At 59.8% G+C, this 20,288-nt stretch carries 18 protein-coding genes; 11 read left to right on the forward strand and 7 right to left on the reverse strand.

Annotated elements, in window-relative coordinates:
* Positions 1-28 precede the first annotated feature (28 nt).
* Positions 29-724: a LysE/ArgO family amino acid transporter gene (locus F4V60_RS05230; RefSeq protein ID WP_075729662.1), complete on the reverse strand. Its 696-nt coding sequence runs from the start codon at positions 722-724 to the stop codon at positions 29-31.
* A 69-nt stretch (positions 725-793) separates the two neighbouring features.
* Between F4V60_RS05230 and F4V60_RS05235 the strand changes: the two genes are divergently transcribed.
* Positions 794-1,690: a LysR family transcriptional regulator ArgP gene (locus F4V60_RS05235; protein WP_075729663.1), complete on the forward strand. Its 897-nt coding sequence runs from the start codon at positions 794-796 to the stop codon at positions 1,688-1,690.
* Here F4V60_RS05235 and F4V60_RS05240 read toward each other — a convergent pair.
* Positions 1,644-2,735, reverse strand: a complete 1,092-nt coding sequence (locus tag F4V60_RS05240) for a glutathione S-transferase family protein (protein WP_084559143.1) — start codon at positions 2,733-2,735, stop codon at positions 1,644-1,646. The genes F4V60_RS05235 and F4V60_RS05240 overlap by 47 nt on opposite strands.
* 220 nt (positions 2,736-2,955) lie before the next feature.
* Between F4V60_RS05240 and F4V60_RS05245 the strand changes: the two genes are divergently transcribed.
* The 3 genes from F4V60_RS05245 to F4V60_RS05255 all read left to right on the forward strand — a co-directional run bounded on the left by F4V60_RS05245 (position 2,956) and on the right by F4V60_RS05255 (position 4,952).
* On the forward strand, positions 2,956-4,053 hold the full coding sequence (locus tag F4V60_RS05245; RefSeq protein WP_075729665.1) for a DoxX family membrane protein: 1,098 nt from the start codon (positions 2,956-2,958) through the stop codon (positions 4,051-4,053).
* A 110-nt stretch (positions 4,054-4,163) separates the two neighbouring features.
* The gene (locus F4V60_RS05250; protein ID WP_075729666.1) at positions 4,164-4,631 is read left to right on the forward strand and encodes a hypothetical protein; all 468 of its coding nucleotides are present in this window, start codon (positions 4,164-4,166) and stop codon (positions 4,629-4,631) included.
* A 3-nt stretch (positions 4,632-4,634) separates the two neighbouring features.
* On the forward strand, positions 4,635-4,952 hold the full coding sequence (locus F4V60_RS05255) for a transcriptional regulator (RefSeq protein ID WP_075729667.1): 318 nt from the start codon (positions 4,635-4,637) through the stop codon (positions 4,950-4,952).
* Here the strand turns inward: F4V60_RS05255 and F4V60_RS05260 are convergent.
* The 3 genes from F4V60_RS05260 to F4V60_RS05270 all read right to left on the reverse strand — a co-directional run bounded on the left by F4V60_RS05260 (position 4,910) and on the right by F4V60_RS05270 (position 8,721).
* A complete protein-coding gene (locus F4V60_RS05260) occupies positions 4,910-6,181 on the reverse strand; it encodes a glycosyltransferase 87 family protein (RefSeq protein WP_075729668.1) in 1,272 nt (423 codons plus the stop codon). The two genes, F4V60_RS05255 and F4V60_RS05260, sit on opposite strands and share 43 nt — an antisense overlap.
* Positions 6,182-6,273: 92 nt before the next feature.
* Complete coding sequence (ilvD, locus tag F4V60_RS05265) at positions 6,274-8,127, reverse strand: dihydroxy-acid dehydratase (protein ID WP_075729669.1); 1,854 nt, start codon at positions 8,125-8,127, stop codon at positions 6,274-6,276.
* Between the two features lie 66 nt (positions 8,128-8,193).
* Positions 8,194-8,721, reverse strand: a complete 528-nt coding sequence (locus F4V60_RS05270; RefSeq protein WP_075729670.1) for a PH domain-containing protein — start codon at positions 8,719-8,721, stop codon at positions 8,194-8,196.
* Positions 8,722-9,101: 380 nt separating this feature from the next.
* Here F4V60_RS05270 and F4V60_RS05275 point away from each other — a divergent pair, with 380 nt between their 5' ends.
* The 3 genes from F4V60_RS05275 (at position 9,102) to ilvC (ending at position 12,584) form a co-directional block, all read left to right on the forward strand.
* A complete protein-coding gene (locus F4V60_RS05275; RefSeq protein ID WP_075729671.1) occupies positions 9,102-10,958 on the forward strand; it encodes an acetolactate synthase large subunit in 1,857 nt (618 codons plus the stop codon).
* Complete coding sequence (ilvN, locus tag F4V60_RS05280; protein ID WP_075729672.1) at positions 10,955-11,470, forward strand: acetolactate synthase small subunit; 516 nt, start codon at positions 10,955-10,957, stop codon at positions 11,468-11,470. The genes F4V60_RS05275 and ilvN overlap by 4 nt, the downstream gene beginning before the upstream one ends.
* Positions 11,471-11,570: 100 nt before the next feature.
* On the forward strand, positions 11,571-12,584 hold the full coding sequence (gene ilvC / locus F4V60_RS05285; protein WP_075729673.1) for a ketol-acid reductoisomerase: 1,014 nt from the start codon (positions 11,571-11,573) through the stop codon (positions 12,582-12,584).
* Positions 12,585-12,678: 94 nt separating this feature from the next.
* Here ilvC and F4V60_RS05290 read toward each other — a convergent pair whose 3' ends face one another.
* A complete protein-coding gene (locus F4V60_RS05290) occupies positions 12,679-13,143 on the reverse strand; it encodes a hypothetical protein (RefSeq protein WP_232315990.1) in 465 nt (154 codons plus the stop codon).
* Between the two features lie 201 nt (positions 13,144-13,344).
* Between F4V60_RS05290 and F4V60_RS05295 the strand changes: the two genes are divergently transcribed.
* Positions 13,345-14,280 (forward strand): cation diffusion facilitator family transporter, encoded by a 936-nt coding sequence (locus F4V60_RS05295; RefSeq protein ID WP_084559144.1) that lies wholly within the window; start codon positions 13,345-13,347, stop codon positions 14,278-14,280.
* On the opposite strand, the gene F4V60_RS12595 is transcribed toward F4V60_RS05295, so the two are convergent.
* Complete coding sequence (locus tag F4V60_RS12595) at positions 14,277-15,662, reverse strand: TM2 domain-containing protein (RefSeq protein ID WP_075729674.1); 1,386 nt, start codon at positions 15,660-15,662, stop codon at positions 14,277-14,279. The two genes, F4V60_RS05295 and F4V60_RS12595, sit on opposite strands and share 4 nt — an antisense overlap.
* A gap of 184 nt (positions 15,663-15,846) precedes the next feature.
* Here F4V60_RS12595 and F4V60_RS05305 point away from each other — a divergent pair, with 184 nt between their 5' ends.
* The 3 genes from F4V60_RS05305 (at position 15,847) to serA (ending at position 20,212) form a co-directional block, all read left to right on the forward strand.
* On the forward strand, positions 15,847-17,640 hold the full coding sequence (locus F4V60_RS05305; protein WP_075729675.1) for a GmrSD restriction endonuclease domain-containing protein: 1,794 nt from the start codon (positions 15,847-15,849) through the stop codon (positions 17,638-17,640).
* Positions 17,630-18,529 (forward strand): hypothetical protein, encoded by a 900-nt coding sequence (locus F4V60_RS05310; protein WP_075729676.1) that lies wholly within the window; start codon positions 17,630-17,632, stop codon positions 18,527-18,529. Before F4V60_RS05305 ends, F4V60_RS05310 begins: the two co-directional genes overlap by 11 nt.
* Before the next feature lie 96 nt (positions 18,530-18,625).
* A complete protein-coding gene (serA, locus tag F4V60_RS05315; RefSeq protein ID WP_075729677.1) occupies positions 18,626-20,212 on the forward strand; it encodes a phosphoglycerate dehydrogenase in 1,587 nt (528 codons plus the stop codon).
* Positions 20,213-20,288: the final 76 nt, after the last annotated feature.

Below are 20,288 nucleotides of genomic sequence, written 5' to 3' on the forward strand. Positions count from 1 at the left end.
ATTGTGTCAGTCGCTGCATTGAGCTGCGTTAGTGCAATAGAAGCTTGAGGGTCAAGGCGACCATCATGAAGCCGATGGCGATATTGAGCATGCGCCAGACCTGTGGCCGCGAGAGCACGTGGGAGTAGCGGGTGGCGGCATAGCCGATGAAGGGAAACCACGTGAAGCTGGCGGTGATGGCGCCGGCGGCAAAGATCCAGCGTCCGGACTCGCCATATTGATTGGCCATGCTGCCCACCATTATTACGGTATCGACATATGCCGCGGGGTTCAGCCAGGTCAGGGCGAGCGCAGTGAGCAGGGGCTTGAGCCACGGGCGGGTGGCGGTGCGACGCTTAGTCTTGACGCGAGTGAGTAGCGTGCCGCCGCGCGCGCTGCCGTCGAAGGAGCCTACTTCCTCCACGCTAGCCGGAGCGGATTGCTCGAGGGTAGTCGTGGACTCGCGCCGGCGCAGCCCATCGCGGAAGCAGGTATAGGCAAAGTAGCTCAGGTAGGCCGCACCCAGGTACTTCATAATGGTCAAGAGCTCGGGGTGGCGGTCTACTAGGTAGCCCACGCCTGCGGTGCCGGAGAAGATCAAGATGACGTCTGACAAGGCACAGACAGCCAGGATGAGGGTGACGTACTCTCTCCTGATTCCCTGCTTAATAATCATGGCGTTCTGGGGACCAATGGCCACGATGAGGGAGAGACCCATTATAAAACCGGCGAGCAAAATCATCATGCGCCTAGTGTGCCTTCGGGCTTATATGAAGTCCAGTTAAACTCTCTTAATATGGTTTAGAATAGCTTCATGAACCCTATTCACCTGGAAACTTTGCTCACCATCGTCGAGGAAGGCAGCTTCGAGGTGGCCGCCGCGGTGCTTGGTATCTCGCCTTCGGCAGTAAGCCAAAGGATTAAATCGCTGGAGGCCGCCACGGGGCGAGTTCTTCTGCGGCGCACCAACCCCGTCACCGCCACGGATGCGGGGGAGATTATTGTTCAGGCGGAGCGACGCATGGCGCTGCTGCAGGCGGAGACGGACGTGGCGCTGGGGCGTCGCCTAGCGCGCGTGCCTTTGTCTGTGGCCATCAACTCGGATTCTTTGGCCACGTGGTTTCGCGGGGTCATCGATGAGACTGCTCGGCGGGGGGAGGCGGCGCTGCGCATCCGGATCGAGGACGAGGCCCGCACACTGGCCTTGCTGCGGCGCGGGGACGTGCTCGGCGCCGTCACGCGCGAGCACACGCCGGTATCCGGGTGTGAATCCAGCTTCATCGGTACCATGCGCTATCACGCGGTGGCCTGCCCGCGGCTGGCCCGGGAGTTTGCGGCGGGGGAGATAACCTGGGAAACTATGCCGCTCGTGGGCTACGGGCCCAATGATCAGACGGTCAACGATGCCATGCGAGAGCGCTTTATCGATTCTCACGTGGTGCGCGCGCGGGTGTCACAGATCCCCTCATCGGAGGGATACCTGGAGGCGGTACGCTGCGGGCTAGGGTGGGGGCTTATCTCTAAGTTGCAGGCGCGCGAACTACTCAAGGCGGGGCAGTTGGTACTTCTTGACGACAAGCCGCTCGACATCGACCTCTACTGGCAACGTTGGCGCCTGGAATCGGAAGTACTCGAAGCCCTGACCCGGGACGTGCTGGATGCGGCTAGGGCTTTGGCACCATCGAAGCTTGGAAAGGCTCGGGATTCTTAACTTTTTCTCCCGCAGGTACCGGGCCAGGCAGGGTAGTGCCTTTAGCGAAGGGCTGTCCGCCGAAGCGCTCGCGGCCGTGAGCCTCCATGAGCCAAGACATGTCCGGGCCCACGGGGACAATCTGGGTGGGGTTAATTTCCTTGTGGACGATGTAATAGTGCTCTTTGATTTCCGTGAAATCGGTAGTATCGCCGAAGCCCGGGAGCTGGAAGAGCTCCTGGAGATAACCGCGTAGATTCGGCATCTCGGCGATCTTGGTGCGCGAGCACTTGAAGTGCCCGTAGTAGACGGGATCGAAGCGAATGAGGGTGGCATAGAGCCGGATGTCGGACTCGGTGATGTGCTCCCCGACCAGGTAGCGCTGTTTGCCTAGGTGCTGCTCGGCCCAATCAAGCGCCTCCCAGAGCTGGGCATAGGCCTTCTCGTAGGCCTCCTGGGAACCGGCAAAACCACAGCGATAGACACCATTGTTGATGGAGCGAAAAACGTAGTCATTGACTTTGTCTATCTCTGCGGCATGCTCGGCCGGGTAGAGATCCGGTGCGCCCGCACGGTGGAAAGGGGTCCAGGCGGTGATGAAGTCACGCACCAGCGAGTTGTAATCGTTGGTGACCACGCGCACGGTGGACTCCTCCACGAGCGCGGGAACAGTAATGCCACGCGGGTAGTCGGGGAAGCGGTTGAAGTAGGTCTCCTGCAGCCGGGCAATGCCGAGAACCGGGTCAATATTTCCCGGATCGACGTTGAATGCCCAGGAGCGAACATCGTGCGTGGGGCCAGCCAGTCCCAATGAAATGGCGCCCTCCAGTCCCATGAGGCGGCGGGTAATCACCGCGCGGTGTGCCCAAGGGCACGCACGCGCGGCAATGAGACGGTAACGACCTGCCTCCATGGGCCACAAGAAGGTGCCGTCACTGTGCTTAGTGGGCTCCGAGACTGTGGGGGAAATGCGATCTTCTATGTAGTTGGTATCGCGGACGAACTCCCCGTCCGGGGAGGCGTTGTGGGCATCCTCTGTCCAGTCGGCATCTTTGTGTGTACTCATGATCTTCTTCTCCATTCGCGGTGCTAGTGGTGGCCTCTGGCCCCGGCTAGGAAGGCCGGAGGCGTTAATTGTATATGTGTCAACAACTTCTTAAGGCCATGGTAGCGCCGCTTCCGATCCGGCGCAATGGTCTGGTCTAGGCCGAGGGAGGAGGCAGAAAGTCAGTGCCACGCCGTCGCGTCTGCGCCGAACGCGCCGGCAGCTGCCCTAAGTTGGAGACATGAGCGATAAGAACACCCCTGATAAAGCCACTGACCTTAATGAGGACGTTGACGTTCCCACTTATTCACCCTCTGCGCGCAAGGCCGCCCCAGAGCCTGCTCCTGCACCTGCTGATAAGGAGCCCCCCAAGCCAGCTGCGGATTCTGGTCCAGCAGGCAGTAAGACGGAAGCTATTCGCCCCCCGGTCTCCAAGGAGCAGCCCAAGAAGGATGTCTTTTCCTGGGCGGGCCGCGCCGCTCCCCAAAAGATAGAACCGGTGGCCAGCGAGCCCACCGAGATTATGCCTGCGCCTGCCGCGCAGCCGGAGGCTGCACAACAAGACGCAGAGCCTGCGCGATCTGCTGAGCCTGCGGAGACGGAGGTGCTCTCTGTATCGAAGGACGAGCCCGCTGCGGCTTATCATGACGAGGACTTCGCCCCGGCCGCCGCTTCGGAGACTGCTTCGCCGCAGGCACATCCCGAGACTCTTCTTGCGCCGGCGGCGATGCCTACTCCCTCCCAGGATGATGACATTCAGGATGCGGCAGCTGGCGAGGAAGAGACTGCCACTGAGTCTGCGGAAGGCTATCGCGCCTATGGCCGCCGTGGAACTCTAGACTTCGGGCTCTTCGTTGCTCGTATTGCGCTGAGCGCCTACCTTATCGTCGCGGGGCTGGGAACCTTCTTTGGGCTGGGCGGCAATGAGGGGCTAAGTGGGCTGGAGGCGGAGTATGCCGGCTACGCCATGCCCGCTGTGCTCGCCATCGTTGTACCGACCTTGCAGCTGGTGGCCGGCGCGTTCTTACTCTTTGGCTTGGTATTCCCCTTCGCGGCGGCGGTGGGTGTGGTTGTCACCGCCTTTGGCCTATTGCATACCGTGGCCTTTGCGGGCGCCGGCTTCGATGTGTTTGCCTGGCCGGCGCAGGTCTGGCTCGCTCTTATCCTCGTGCTACTCGCCGTGGCGCTGCAGTTCAGCGGGCCTGGGTTTGTCTCCCTCGACTTCAAGCGCAGCTGGGCGCGCCGCCCCTTGGCATCTTCCTGGATCTGGGTCGTCGTTGCGGTGGCCGCAGCAGCTGCACTGTGGTGGTTTGGAGCGGGAGTGAACCCACTGTCCTAGCCTGTGCTTTCTCATACTTTCCTGGTTGGAAACTGTTATAGTTGCCCTAAAGGAAAGCAAGCGCGTGGGTATGTAAGGGCCGCGCTTAAGGGCGAGAAAGGAGACCCGGCATGGATGGCAGGGGTGAAGATCAGAAAGTCCACAAGGACGTCGCAAGGAAGTCTCTAGAATTTCAAGAACAAGTCACTGCTCAGTCTCGCAGTGGCTCCCGCTTTCGGTGGCTCCTTAATCTCGCCATTGCGCTCGCTGTGCCTGGGTTCTTTCTCATCTTGACACAGGGCCCACAGTGGCCGGCATGGAGTGGACTGCTTATCTTGGCTGTGGTTTATATTGCAAGCGTCGTGGGTTTGGCGTATTCACACCCGAAGGTGCGTACCTCCTACCGGCAGGCACCGGAAACCCAGGTCAAGCCGAATATGCAGTATCTCATCGCCATAGCAATCATCCTCTTGCCCGGCAGCTTTTTCATTCTTCTCTCCTCCCGCCTGCCTTGGGCTCTCCTCCTGGCAGTGTGCTGGGCCATAGCCATCTTTTGGGTGCTGCAGACCCGCATGCTTGATGTCAACGCGCGGAGCTAGATCATGGGGGAGATAGATTCGGTCATCTACCCGCTGCCGCGCTTTAAAATCTGCGCCGTCCTCAAGGCGCGGGGCGCGGTGGAAAAGTCTCTGCGGCGCGAGATGAAGTTCTCCGCGCTGAGGAAAGAGTTGGGGGTTAGTGATCCCACCCTTTCCAAGCACTTGGGCGTGCTGGAAAAAGCGGGCTACGTCGACCGCTTCCGCGAGTACGGTGCCACCCGCGCCAAGGACACAGTGTGGGTGACTCTCAATGCTCGGGGGCTCGCGGCCTTTGACTCTCACATAGCCGCGCTGCGGGAGCTCGCGGGGGAGGAGCTGTGAGCGGTGGCTGGAACAGTGCGTAGGCAGATTGCGTAAAGCGCTACCGAAATGAGCGCCAGCCAAACAAAGTCATCGACGAGGAACTTCTGATAGAAGGGCATGGCAAAGACATTGATGGCATCACCGAACCACCACTTAGGCGGGACGGTGACGAGCATGGCGAGCCACGCCACCAATACTGTCAGCAGGGAGCCCGCGACCCACGTGTGATGGCGCCACGTCCACGCCCGGTAGATGAATACAGGCAGGACAAGGCTGAGCCATACCCAGTGGTGCGACCAAGACACCGGTGAGATGAGCAGCATGACGAGTGCGGTGATGAGCTGGGCGTCGACAAGCATGGAGCGCTTGAGGAGCGCGAGGATGAGCGCCGAGCCGCAAACAATCACCACGAGGGAAAGAACTAGCCACGTCACGTTCAACAGCGTTGATTGTGCTTCCATCGACTCCGCAGAGGAGAAGAGGCGCTGCAAAGCACCCTTGATGGAGCTGTTGGATTGGTATTCTGTGGCTACACCCACGTTGGAACCGGAACCCAAAGCGAAGAGCTTGGTGGAGAAGAACTCCACGAAGGCCTGCCAGCGAAAGAGCCCGGCCACCACAGTGGCCACAACGGCGCTGGCTAAAGCCGTGAAGATGGGCCGAGCCTCCTTGCGCAACAGGAAGTAGAGCAAGATGGCCAGCGGGGTGATCTTGATGGCAGCGGCAAGGCCGATAAGTATTCCTTGGGGCAGCCAGCGCTTGCGCGGAACAAGGTCAAGGACAACGAGTGCCATGACAACGATGTTGATCTGCGCGAAATCATTGTTGAGCCGAATGGGCTCTATGGCCATGTCGAGGGCCCACACGCAGGCCACCACCGGCCACAGTAGATCGCGCTTTGGCAGGATGGCCTGGAATACAAAGTAGAGGCAGACCAGCACGAGTATGTTGGATAGGACAATCATGATGTTGCCCGCCATATCGTTGTCGATCCACCCAAAGGTCGTGAGCGGCACCATGACAAAGGCCCCGAAGGGTGGGTAGATGAAGGGCAGGGCGACATCGCCCGCCATCATCGGCTCTGAGTAGACGGAGCGTCCCTCCAGATAGGCCTTGACGCCCTTGCGGTAGATAACCATGTCAATGGGGAAGTCCGTGAAGCGAGTGTGGAGCCACGTGCCAATGACACCGACGATGAGGCCAAACGCCGTGAGCGTGTGGCGAAGAATAGAGTGTGCGGGTTTCATCGCGTTTAAGGATAGGTTATGAGGCGTCAGACGCGCGCAAGGGACGCGGCTGGTATTCAAAAACCCCAGCCGCGTCCCTTGAGCGGGGTGCGTTAGTCCACGCGACCGTCAACGATGCGGACCGCGCCGCGGTCTGCGGAGGTAGCCATGTGGGCATAAGCACGCAGAGCCTTGGTGACCTTGCGATCGCGTTCGACCGGGGTCCATGGGTTCTCGCGCTCCTCCTGCGCTAGACGACGCCGCTCCAGCTCCTTTGCATCAACGTCCAAGCTAAGGAGGCGCTCGTGGATGTCAATGGTGATGGTATCGCCGTTCTCCACCAAGCCGATGATGCCCTTGTGCGCGGCCTCGGGGGAGATGTGGCCAATGGAAAGCCCGGAGGTGCCTCCGGAGAAGCGCCCATCAGTGATGAGAGCACAAGCCTTACCCAGGCCAGAGCCCTTGAGGAAGGAGGTGGGGTGCAGCATTTCCTGCATGCCCGGACCACCGGCTGGACCCTCGTAGCGGATGACGATGACGTCTCCCGCCTTGACCTCGCGCTTCAAGATGATGGAGACGGCCTCTTCCTGGGATTCGACGACCCGTGCGGGGCCCGAGAACTTCCAGAGCTCTTCCTCGACGCCCGCGGCCTTGACTATTGCGCCGTTGGGGGCCAGGTTGCCGCGCAGGACCACGAGCCCGCCATCTGAGGAGAAGGCGTGCTCGGCGTCGTGGATGCAGCCGTTAGCCTGGTCGGTATCGAGCGACTCCCAACGGTTGGACTGGGAGAAGGGCTCCGTGGTGCGAACGCCACCCGGTGCTGCGTAGAAGAGCTCGCGGGCCTCTTCTAGAGCCTTGCCGTTGCGGATGTCCCAATCATCGAGCCATTGTTCCGCGTTATCGTAGAGCGCGGTGTGCACCTTGAGGTTGAGGTGTCCAGCACGGCGCAGCTCGCCGAGGATGGCCGGAATGCCGCCGGCGCGGTGGACATCCTCGATGTGATAGTTGCCGTTAGGCGCGACCTTGGATAGGCAGGGCACTCGGTAGGAGATCTCGTTGATGTCATCGAGGGTGAAATCCACCTCGCCCTCTTGTGCAGCGGCCAAGGTGTGCAGGATCGTGTTGGTCGATCCACCCATGGCCATATCGAGGCTCATCGCGTTGGTGAAGGCTTCCTTGGTGGCGATGTTGCGCGGCAGAACCGACTCATCTTCTTCGCCGTAGTAGCGCTGGCACAGCTTGACAATGGTCTCGCCGGCCTTGCGGAACAGTGCGCGCCGAGCAGTGTGGGTAGCCAGCGTGGTGCCATTGCCCGGCAGCGCCAATCCCAAGGCCTCGGTGAGGCAGTTCATGGAGTTGGCGGTAAACATACCCGAGCAGGAACCACAGGTGGGGCAGGCCGACTCTTCGACGATGCGCAAGTCCGCATCCGAGACGTCATCGGAGGCAGAAGCGGTGATGGCGGTGATGAGATCCGTCGGAGCCTTTGCAACGCCGTCGACGACGACGGCCTTTCCGGCTTCCATCGGGCCACCGGAGACGAAGATCGTGGGGATATTCAGACGCAGCGCGGCGTTGAGCATGCCTGGGGTGATCTTGTCGCAGTTGGAGATGCACACGAGTGCGTCAGCGGTATGCGCGTTGACCATGTACTCGATTGAGTCGGAGATGATCTCGCGGGAGGGAAGCGAATAGAGCATTCCGCCGTGGCCCATGGCGATTCCATCATCCACGGCGATGGTGTTGAATTCTTTCGGTACGCCACCGGCGGCGCGAATGGACTCGGCAACGATGTCGCCGACGTTTTTGAGGTGGACGTGACCGGGCACGAATTGGGTATAGGAGTTGGCGATCGCCACGATGGGCTTGCCGAACTCGTTTTCTTTGGTTCCGGTGGCGCGCCACAGGGCACGGGCACCAGAGGCCTTGCGGCCGACCGTGGTGACTTTAGAACGAAGCGGGAACATGGGGTGGGAGGACTTTCTTAACTAGGTGAATAACTATCTCGGTGCAGGCGGCGGGGTACGCCGACTTTATTTCTCAGTACCCTCTACATCGGGGTGCTCGGCGCGATACTGCTCGTAATCGTCCTTGTTGAGAAGTACTTGCCGGCCATCGCGGTGAATTACCACGACCTTGTCATCTGCAGCTTCCTGACCGGCCGTGAGGGCATCGGGGATGCGGCCTCGTGAGGCGGCTGCCAGCCGCGGAAGGGAGTTGAAGGTAACTCCGGGAAGGGTGAACTGGCGGCCATCTTTGGTGCGCGCGAAGGCGTGGGCGCGTTGGAATCCAATGCCGGCGAAGTCTTTCCAGGTGATGGAGGTGTTGGCGCGGAAGGCATAGGAAACGGAGATTCCGCTCTCAGAAACTCTGGTACGAGATTTAATGACCCACCACAGCGCTAGCGCTGGGATGATGAGAAGCCAGGCTAGATATTGAGGCGCCCAGCTGATGCTGAGCAGGGCGATCCCAGTCAGCAGGGCGATGGCCAGGATATGGTCGCGTGCTGGCTTGAAAACCTCGGTCGGCGGGTGATTCCCTGGAGGCGTTGATTGGGTCATGGTTCCTCATGCTAATTCACGTTGACGTGATTCGGCTAGCCGCCCTATGGTGGCGCGTCCCATTAAGTGGGAAGGAGATTCCAAAACGGGGGTAGGGTTGCGGGGCATATGGCTGCGGATTGATAACTGTCAGTGTAAAGTCGTCCGCATGATCAACATTCGACTTCAGGTAGTACTAGTGCGGCGCTTGCCGTAAAGACTATTTGTCGTCGAAAGCAAGCGCCCTCGCCAGCCTCTCACCTGAGGTTGTGACGGGGGCTTTGCTTATATGTGGCCGCACCTAGGTCGCAGGATCAATGTGAGGACTTCGCCCACCACCATCGGGATCGAAGAAGCCGAAGCAGCAGTATCGAAACGCTAAACCAAGGAGCATTCACATCGTGGCAGCTTCCACACCGCCGACCCCCGCGTCGGTGGCGTCTGCGAGAAAGCAGCGCCCCGAGCGCATCACCGGCGCCCAAGCTATTGTCCGCACCCTTGAAGATCTCGGAACCGACCTAGTATTCGGCATTCCGGGCGGCGCCGTGCTTCCGCTCTATGACGCACTCTATGAGTCAACCCGGCTCCGTCACGTGCTTGTTCGCCATGAGCAGGGTGCCGGGCACGCCGCTGAGGGCTATGCTCAGGCTTCCGGAAAGGTCGGCGTGTGCATCGCCACCTCGGGTCCGGGGGCTACCAACCTGGTAACGCCTCTGGCGGATGCCAATTTGGACTCGGTACCTGTAGTGGCAATTACCGGGCAGGTGGGCCGCACGCTTTTGGGTACTGACGCCTTTCAAGAGGCCGATATCCGTGGCGTGACCATGCCTATTACCAAGCACAACTTCATTGTTACCGATCCTCAAGACATTCCTGGAGCAATCGCGGCGGCCTTCCACTTGGCCTCGACCGGTCGCCCTGGCCCCGTCTTGGTGGATATTCCTAAAGACGTCCAGAACTCTTATCTGGATTATTCTTTCCCGGCCCGCTTCGACCTGCCGGGCTATAAGCCGACCACCACACCGCACCCTCGGCAGATTTCGCAGGCTGTCAAGCTTATTGCCAAGTCGGAGAAGCCGGTGCTCTACGTCGGCGGCGGAGTCATCAAGGCCGAAGCCTCCCGCGAACTCCTCGAGTTTGCGGAATACACCGGTATCCCCGTCGTGACTACGCTCATGGCCTTGGGATCCTTCCCGGACGGACACCCGCAACACCTCGGGATGCCCGGAATGCACGGCACGGTTCCCGCTGTGGCTGCAATGCAGCGCGCGGATCTGCTTATCGCCATCGGCGCTCGTTTCGACGATCGCGTAACAGGGGATACCTCGACCTTCGCGCCGCACGCGAAGGTCATCCATGCCGACATTGATCCGGCTGAGATTGGCAAGATCCGCGAAGCCAACGTCCCCATCGTGGGCGATGCCAGGGAGGTCTTGTTGCAGCTGACAAAGACCTACCGCAACGACTCCACGGCGAATCCGCCGGAAATCTCGGCGTGGTTGGCATACCTTGAAGATCTCAAGAACCGTTTCCCGCGGGGCTACGAGCCCACCGCTGACGGCATGCTTAATCCGCAGTTCGTGCTGGAGAAACTCAGCGAGACTGTGGGGCCGGATGCCATTTACTGTGCAGGTGTGGGCCAGCACCAAATGTGGTCGGCGCAGTTCATCGACTTCGAGCGTCCCCGCACCTGGATCAACTCCGGCGGCGCGGGAACCATGGGCTACGCAGTTCCTGCAGCGCTGGGCGCCAAGGCGGCCGAGCCGGACCGTGAGGTCTGGGCCATCGACGGCGATGGTTGTTTCCAGATGACGAACCAGGAATTGACCACGGCTGCGGTCGAGGGCTTCCCGGTCAAGGTTGCTGTTATTAATAACGGTAACCTGGGAATGGTCCGCCAATGGCAGACCTTGTACTTCGGACAGAACTACTCGAGCACCAAGCTGCGTGAGCAGGAAGTCTACGTGCCGGACTTCGTCCAATTGGCGGAGGCATTGGGCTGCGAGTCTATTCGCGTCACCAAGGAAGAAGAGGTCGTGCCGGCTATCGAGTGGGCGCGCACCATCAATGACCGTCCTGTCGTCATCGACTTCATTGTTGGCCAGGATGCTCAGGTGTGGCCGATGATTGGTGGCGGAAAGTCCAACGAGGAGATTCAGTACGCGCTCGGCCTGCGCCCGCTCTTCGATGAAAACGAGTCAGCGGCCGAAGAACCTGCTGAAATCCACGAGACCTTGGAGGAGGCCCAAGACCAATGAGATCCACGGAGATTACTCGCCATACCCTGTCAGTACTAGTCCAGGATATAGATGGAATCATCACACGGGTGTCCGGAATGTTCACCCGCCGCGGCTATAACCTGATTTCCTTAGTCTCGGCCCGCACCGAGACGGAGGGTATCAACCGTTTGACCATTGTCGTCGACGCCTCCGATATCGTCATCGAGCAGGCTACGAAGCAGCTCAACAAGATCATCCCCGTGATCAAGGTTGTAGAGCTGGAGGAGGATTCGAGCGTGGCCCGGGCCATCATGTTGGTCAAGGTTGCCGCTGATAATTCCAACCGCCCCCAGGTGGTTGACGCGGTCAACATTTTCCGCGCTCGCGTCGTAGACGTGGCACAGGAATCCGTTGTCGTCGAGGCAACCGGAACCCCGGGCAAGCTCGCCGCTTTGCTGGAGGTGCTCGAGCCCTTCGGCATTCGTGAGCTCATTCAATCCGGCCACGTCGCGCTCGCGCGCGGGCCCAAAGCGATGGCTCCAAGCAAATAGTCAATCTCACAATGTGAGCAACTTATCCCGCCGTGTGGTATTAATAGAACAATAGAGATACCCGCCACACGGCTTTCAACCTCAAGGAGATTTTAAGAAAATGGCAATTGAGACTTTTTATGACGACGACGCCGATCTGTCCATCATCCAGGGCCGCAAGGTAGCCGTTATCGGCTACGGCTCCCAGGGGCACGCGCACGCTCAGAACCTGCGCGATTCCGGCGTTGAGGTCGTCATCGGCCTGCGTGAAGGCTCCAAGTCCCGTCAGAAGGCTGAAGAGGCCGGTTTCAAGGTCATGAGCAATGCTGAGGCTTCCAAGTGGGCCGACGTGGTTGTCCTGCTGGCACCGGATACCTCCCAGGCCAAGATCTTCGCAGAGGACATCGAGCCCAACTTGGAGGCAGGCAACGCCTTGTTCTTCGGCCACGGCCTGAACATCCACTTCGGCCTCATCAAGCCGGATGCTTCCATCACCATTGGAATGGTTGCTCCTAAGGGGCCAGGTCACCTGGTTCGTCGCCAGTTCATCGATGGAAAGGGCGTTCCTTGCCTCATCGCCACTGCCCAGGACCCCAAGGGTGAAGGCCACGACCTGACTCTGTCCTACGCTGCTGCTATCGGCGGTGCTCGCGCCGGCGTCATCCCCACCACCTTCAAGGATGAGACCGAGACCGACCTCTTCGGTGAGCAGGCAGTTCTCTGTGGCTCCCTGGAGCAGCTCATCATGACCGGCTTCGAGGTCCTGACTGAGGCCGGCTACGAGCCCGAGATGGCTTACTTCGAGGTTTGCCACGAGATGAAGCTCATTGTTGATCTCATCTACGAGGGTGGCCTGGCCAACATGAACTACTCCATCTCCGATACCGCTGAGTTCGGTGGATACATCTCCGGCCCGCGCATCATCAACGAGGATGTTAAGGCTCGCATGAAGGATGTCTTGACTGACATTCAGGACGGCACCTTCGTCAAGCGCCTCGTTGCCAACGTTGAGGGTGGCAACAAGGAGCTTGAGGGTCTGCGCGCTGAGGTTGCTGCGCACCCGATTGAGGTCACTGGCGCCAAGCTGCGCGACCTCATGAGCTGGGTCAAGGACCCGCTTGACGCCACCGCCTAGAGACCGAATTGCCGGTCACAGAGTTCTCATATTAACTAGTTAAGGCCCCACTGACCGAGAGTCAGATGGGGCCTTAACTAATGCGAAGACTAAGTTAGTCCCGTCGGGTTCTTAAAATCAATGCTGAGCCAAGAAGAACAAAGCTTATGCCACTGCCGGCAGCCAAGGAGGATACGCCGAAAGAAAGAGCGGACGTCAGGAGAGAGGTACGGACGGAAGCGCCCTGCAAAGCCATTTCACGGACGGGTTCGTCCATTTCCAGCTGTGCGAATGTTCTGCCCGCGGTTGCTTCTAGGACGTCCTTCTTTACCGCGTTCGCTTGGGCGAAGGCGGTAAATGGCCCTTCAACCTTCTTTCCTGCGTGACTTTCCGCATTGTCCGATACCGTGATCTGCTCATCGGCCAGTTGAGACTTGACGGTGAACCATCCAATGCTCCCTCCCAGGAAGAATCCGATGCCTATCACAATTACGAGGATTCCCAGTATTCTTGACGCTTTCATTGCCTCGAGGGACGCAACGCCGCTTGGCCCCTGGGTGCGTAGCTGAGTTGAGTTCATGCTGTTTTTCATTCCATAACTTTAAGGTTTAAGTAATTTCGACTCTAGGCTAGCACCTATCTCGAGTGGTGGACATTCTGGCGACGGACGGGGCGATTTCATCGTTTCTCTTCGTGTTCAGCCACCGTTTACTAGGTGCTGGTGCTGGCGTGCACATTTTCAATACTCTCATCTTAGTGAAAATCGGCGTAGGGTTAGGGTATGCATATTCACGAGCATTCCTCCGCCGCGCCGCATGTCGGGGCACCAGCTAAGAACCAGAGCTGGAAGTATCTGGCGAGCGTTTTAGCCGTGACTGGGGTCATTTTTTTCGCTGAGCTCATCGGTGCGTTGCTTTCAGGTTCCTTGGCTTTGCTCTCGGATGCGATGCATATGCTCAGTGATTCCGCTGGCCTCATCGTTGCGCTGATTGCCGCGGTCGTTGCGGCCAAGGGAAGCAGCGCAAAGGCCACTTATGGCATGGGGCGCGTCGAGGTCGTCGCCTCCTTGCTCAACGCTGTCACGGTGCTGGCCGTAACCGTGTGGATTGCCGTCACCGCGGTGATGCGCTTTGGTGCTCACGAAGACATCGATGTCCGCCTCATGCTCATCGTGGGCGTCATCGGCCTGGCCGCTAACGTAATAGGAGCACTAATCCTGCACGGACACCAGCGCACCAGCCTTAATGTGCGAGGGGCCTATCTCCATATTCTGGTCGATCTCTTTGGATCACTAGCGGTGATCGTCGCCGGTGTGCTCATGCTGCTCACTGGCATCGAGTGGTTCGATACGGTGGCCTCGCTGCTCATTGTCGCCCTCATCTTGCCGCGCGCGTGCTCCTTGGCGTGGAAAGCCCTCACGGTTCTCATGGATTGGGTTCCCCACGCCATCGAGGTCGAAGAGCTCGAGAAAGAGGTGGCCAGCCTAGACCAAGTCCACGCCGTCCACGATGTGCATGTGTGGTCCCACGACGGCGTGCATCAGCTGGGGACCTGCCATGTGGTCGTGGACGCGGGTGCCGATCGCTGCCACATTCTTGATGCAGTGCAAGAGGTATTCCGTCAGCACGGTATAAACCACGCCACCATTCAAGTTGAGACTAAAGAGCACCTAGGTCACGAAACCGTTTGTGCTGAATTCCACACGGAGCCGCATTAGAACTTCCAGCGCGGTTCCACTCCGTTTTCAATGTTGCGTGCACGGTTGGAGATCAAGAAGGCGTCGGCAAGCGTCCACACACCGAAGCCACCACAGGTAAGCAACTGGAGGGTGCCAATGCCGTAGTTGCCGAGGTAGAAACGGTGGCCGCCCAAAACTCCGGTGAACAGCCACAACAGCCACATCGCGGGGCGATTGATCTGTTCTGAAAAGACGTTCGCCACAGTTAGCGGTGATTCCTCTTGGGGCGAGAGGCCATAGGGCCCGGAATAAGGGGAGCCGTAGGGCGAGGGACCCGCCGCCGGTGCCGGGGCTTGGCGCTGCGCAGGCACCGCAGTAGGCGTAGTTGGCGCAGAGGGGCTGGGGTAGCTAAAAGCACTTGGGCTGCCCAAGGTCGGAGAAGCCTGTCCATTAGCAGGGGAAGCCGGTTGGGGTGCCGACTGAGGTTGCGGGCGCGGGTCGAGGAAGGGATTGGACAGTTCTTTGGCAGATTCGCCGCCGTCGTTGGCGCCGTTGCTGGCTGCGGCAAAAGGCGACGGTGACTGAGGTACTGCGCTTGGCGCTGGTTCCACTGCTGATGGTGATAGTGGCGCCAGAGGAATAAGCGGCGGCAGGGGACTGACCTGCGGCTCGAGGTCATCCTCGCTGGCCTGTGCGGCACGCTTGGAATGCACACAGAGCCGGCCTTGTGAATCCGCCGTGGCATATCCCGCGACGATAAGGCCGAGGGCCTCGTAGTGACGTACAAGGGGGAGGAGGTCCTCAGAGTCGGTGTCCCGGAGCCGCCCGTAGATTGCGCCGTCGACATAGACATCAAGCAGCGCGACAGTCTGCCCGGCTCGCTCGTGGACGGTGACAAGCACAGCTTGGGGAAGGTTCTGCTTGGCGAAGCCCGCATCCGGCGCCGTCTCCACCGCGAGTTCCTCGCCGAAGGGGAGCAGCGCCCACGGATCGCCAGGGGGATCATTTGCGGGAACATTGGTATTGGGATCCGACAAGGCCAAACGCAGCTGAAACCCCGATGTGCCGTCGAGCCGTGGCTCGACGAGTGCTTTAGCCATCGTCATCGCGATGGCACCGCTCTCATAAAGTCGGGAGAACTCCGGAAAGTAAGCGGGGCTCAAGGACTCGGGGATATACCCCAAGACCTCATCCCCGTGACGCACCGAGAGGGCAGTGCCTGCAGCAGAGCTGTGGTTATCTGGTTCTGGGACGATAGTCACCGCAAAGCGGAAACTGCCATCTTCCTCTGGGTTTATCCCAGAGATAACCGCCTGGATTGCATCGGCATGATAGAACTCGCCGACCACGTCAACAACGGCAGGCTGGGTGCCGGAAGGAAGAAAGTACTCGGAACGGGGGGCTGACTGTTGCTCTAGCACGATGTAGGGTCTCCGGTCTCCTAGTAGATGTGAAGCGCCGCGGTGAGAAAAGCTAAAAAGGGGCGTTGCTAGGTTAGATCTTTCATTCAAGCAGAAGGCCACGCCCCCGCAGAGCACAGGGACGCCTCAGGAGGCGAGATTACGCCGGACGCGCCGAGGACATTATGGGGGTAGGCTTGGGCTCATGGGTTTTTCGACGCCAAGCTATGACCTCACCGACCTCTTCGCCCGGGTTGATCGCGGCGATATTCAGCTGCCTGATTTCCAGCGCGATTATGCCTGGGACGAGGACCGCATTCGCTCACTTATCGTCACCGTGCTGAGAGGTTTTCCCATCGGCGCGTTCATGGCCTTGGACACGCGCAATGAGAAGATGCGTTTTCGTCCGCGTCCGCTCACAGGCGCGCCGGATACTGGGGTCAAGCCGGGCTTACTACTGCTGGACGGGCAGCAGCGCCTAACCACGCTCTATCACTGCCTGCGCGGCTCGGGAAGCGTCTCAACTAAGGACTTTCGTTCGAAGAAGATCACCCGCACTTTCTACGTGGATATTCGCCGCGCCACCCAAGAAGACGTCATGCCGGATGATGCGGTATTTGCCGTCAATCAAAACGGGGAGATCCGCTCCCACTTTGCGCCCACCATTGTCTCCTCCATCGTGGATAGGCAGCAGGCCATCGATGCCTATTGCTTGCCTGTAGCTTCGCTGTTGAGTGAGGAGGGTACGTCGATGCTGTTCGAACTCGCCGCCCAGAGCGAGGGGGAAGACCGAGAGGCTCTCGCCGCCTTCAATAACCGCATCTTGCGCCCACTGGCGGCCTATGACGTACCCATGATCCGCATTGCGCGCGAGACCCCGCTCACCGGTGTTGGCTCCATCTTCGCGCAGGCCAACTCGGCGGGGCTGCAGATGGACGTATTCGATCTGCTCACCGCTGTATTCGCCTCGGAAGATTCGCACTTCCACTTGGCACAAGACTGGACCCTGGTGGAAAAGGATCTCCGTCGCGCCCCAGCACTGGACGGGATCGGGCGCAATGAGTTCCTCTCTGCAGTCTCCCTGCTGGTCAGTGGCGAGCGCGGCAGGGCCGGCGGTGAGCGGGGCGACATCGTCAAGCTCACGCTCAATGAATACAAGAGCGCGTCGGCCTCGTTGCGCATTACTTTCCGCGAGGTGGCTGCATTCTTGGCGCAGCGCTGCATCTTTAGTATTGAACAGGTTCCCTACACTGAGCAGATCATTCCCCTCGCGGTTATTCTGGCCCGGCTGGCGCAGCGCAGTGGGGTCTTGTCGAGCCAAGAGGCTTGGGACAAGATCAACCAATGGTTCTGGTGTGGCGTATTCGGCGAGCTTTATGGATCTTCCGCCGTCAAGTTGCGTGCAGCACGGGACGTCGAAGAAGTGACCGAGTGGGTCTCTGGAACCACGGAAGAGATTCCTAAAACCGTTCGTGATGCTAAGTTCCGCGAGTCGCGCCTGTTGTCCGTGGACGCGCACGATGGCGTGTGGCACGGCATCTATGCCCTGCTGATGTCGCGTGGTGCCCAAGACTGGCGGACGGGAGAAAAGTTCAACCGGAAGACAGTAGAGAGTCTGCGTCCCGGCTTCTACGCCATCTTCCCGCTGAATTGGTGCCAGCGTCACGGAGTGGACAAGGTTCTCGCCGAGTCGGTTCTTAACCGCACCCCCATGGGCAAGCGCACTGAGGTTGTCATCGATGGCAACTCGCCGGCCCGCTACCTGCCGCGCGTGCAGTCCAAGTCCATCATGGAAGATCCCGAGTTTGATGCGGTGCTCGAATCCCACGATCTCGACCCCGAGCTTTTGCACGCTGCCAAGGCGGAGGAGTTCTTCATCGACAGGCGTGAGCGCTTCGTCGGCATCGTTGAACATGCTTTGGGCAAACCCGTCATCCGTGACGTGGACGAGGAAGATCTTGCAGGGGGCGAGGAAGGGCCACAGGCCTTTGCCCGTTAGAATCTTTGGTGCCTCGCTCTCAATTCTTGTCCTAGCGGCGGCCCTTTCGGCCTGCTCTGGAATCGGAGGCAGCGAGAAGCTGGTTTCCCCCAGCATCACCTCGCTGCCGGACTCGGAGATTGATCTTGAGAAGGCTCGCGCCGAAAATACGCACCGCCTGGTTGATCCAAAGTTTGAGAATCAGATCGAGGTCATAGAGGATTCCACCGGCATTGAAAGCGCTCGTACTTTCTTTTCGAATACGCGTACCCTCATCGTGGCCGAGGACCGCGACTCGGCGCTGTTGCGCGCGGCGTCTCTGGCTGTATCCCAACGCGTGCCGGTGGTGGTCTACAGCGACGAAGACCGCGGCGCGATAATGCAGTTGGTTCGAGACTTAGAAGTCGAGCAGGTTGTCACCGTGGGAAAGGTGTCGTGGGCCGAGGCAGAAGGCTCCCTTGAGGTTGTCCATGATCCGGGCACCACCGCGGCGATGGGGCAGTTCACGGCTTTTCAGTTTACCTCGAAGGTCGTGGCGAGTCCGTCCCAGATGGTAGAGGCCGTGGCGCAGCTCGATACGGATGAGAAAACTGAGCTCAAGGCAGCGTGGGAGCCTTTGCTTCGCAGCGATGAGGAACGTACGATGCCGGCCATTGAAGGGCAGTCGAGACGCGATTCACAAATGGCCCCTAATATGATTGCAACCGCAGCGACGCCATTGGCCAATGTTATCAACGCCAACGCCTATGGCGGATCCGTACTGGTTATGCCCAATTCTGAGCTCATGGCGTCGAAGGCCAGTGCTGCAATGGTCATCGGCTTGGAGCACGGTTCCCTCATCGCGCTGGGACCAGAATTTGGTCGCCCGGAAGAAATAAGCGAAAAGATCTCGCGGGGCTACGAGCAATAAACTACGCTTCAATTCATCGTTTGTGCCGTGCTCGCTCAACTCTCAGCGAGACTTGCGCGCAGACGCCTCATACAGAGAGTCGAGTTGAAGGAAGATATGTCGAAGCCGGTAGTTCTCATCGCCGATAAACTTGCCCCCTCCACCGTGGAAGCCCTTGGGGATTCCGTTGAGGTCCGTTGGGTAGATGGCCCCAACCGCCCCGAGCTCTTGGCCGCGGTCCCCGAGGCGGATGCGCTCTTGGTGCGCTCCGCCACCACCGTCGATGAGGAAGTCCTCACTGCCGGCTCCAACCTGAAGATTGTCGGCCGCGCAGGTGTGGGCCTGGACAACGTTGACATCCCCGCCGCCACCGCACGCGGCATCATGGTGGTCAACGCGCCGACCTCCAACATCCACTCCGCTTGCGAGCAGGCCATCGCCCTGCTTCTGGCCACCGCGCGTCAGATTCCTTCGGCAGACCATTCGCTGCGTGAGGGCGAGTGGAAGCGTTCCTCCTTTAAAGGCGTGGAAATCTACGGCAAGACCGTGGGAATCGTAGGCTTTGGCCACATCGGTCAGCTCTTTGCCAAGCGCCTGAAGGCCTTTGAGGCCAGCATCATTGCCTACGATCCCTATGCCAACCCGGCTCGCGCCGCCGCCCTCGGCGTTGATTTGGTTCCGCTCGAGGAGCTCATGGCACGTGCAGACTTTGTCACCATTCACCTGCCCAAGACCCCGGAAACCGCAGGCATGTTTGACAAGGACGTCTTGGCCAAGGCCAAGAAGGGCCAGATCATCATTAACGCAGCCCGTGGTGGACTCGTTGACGAGCAGGCCTTGGCGGACTCCATCCGTGCAGGACACCACCGCGGCGCGGGCTTCGATGTTTATGCCACCGAGCCCTGCACCGACTCGCCGCTCTTCGGCCTGCCTGAGGTGACGGTGTCCCCGCACCTGGGTGCCTCCACTGTCGAGGCGCAGGATCGCGCCGGTACTGACGTTGCAGATTCCGTTCTCAAGGCCCTGGCCGGCGAGTTCGTGGCAGACGCCGTCAACGTTTCCGGTGGATCTGTGGGCGAGGAAGTTGCCGGTTGGCTCGATCTGTCCCGCAAGCTCGGTCTGGCCGCGGGCAAGTTGCTCGCACAGGCGCCGGTTGCCATCAAGGTTCAGGCCTGCGGCGAGCTCTCCAACGAGGATGTCAGCGCCCTAGGCTTGTCCGCAGTACGCGGCTTGTTCAGCGGAGTTATCTCTGAGCCAGTGACCTTTGTTAACGCTATGCAGATTGCTGAGGCACGCGGTGTTGAGGTTAACGTCTCCACCAAGGCCGAGTCCAAGGGTCAGCGCTCCTCCCTCGTTGTTACCGTCATCGCGGCGGATGGCTCCACGAGCACTCTGACCGGTGCCCTGACCGGAATCGACGGGGTGGAGAAGATCATCCGCATTGACGCGCGTGGCGTCGACATGCGCGCTATGGGCCGTAACCTCTTCTTCTCCTACGCCGATGCGCCTGGTGCCTTGGGAACCGTGGGCACCAAGTTGGGTGCCGCGGGCATCAACATTGAGGCTGCAGCGCTGACGCAGGGTAAAGAAGACAGCGATGCAGTGCTGATTCTGCGTGTGGACCGCGAGGTCCCAGAGGATTTGGTTGCTGACATCGACGCCGCACTGGGCGCAACGAGCCAGCAGATCGACTTCGACGCCTAAGTTACGCCGTTAGTCAGGCGGAGAGGGATCCGGATTTCGGATCCCTCTCCGCCATTTTTCTTGCGTGCTAAGCTGG

Origin of the sequence: Corynebacterium flavescens (assembly GCF_008693105.1) — a bacterium.
GTDB classification, from domain to species: domain Bacteria; phylum Actinomycetota; class Actinomycetes; order Mycobacteriales; family Mycobacteriaceae; genus Corynebacterium; species Corynebacterium flavescens.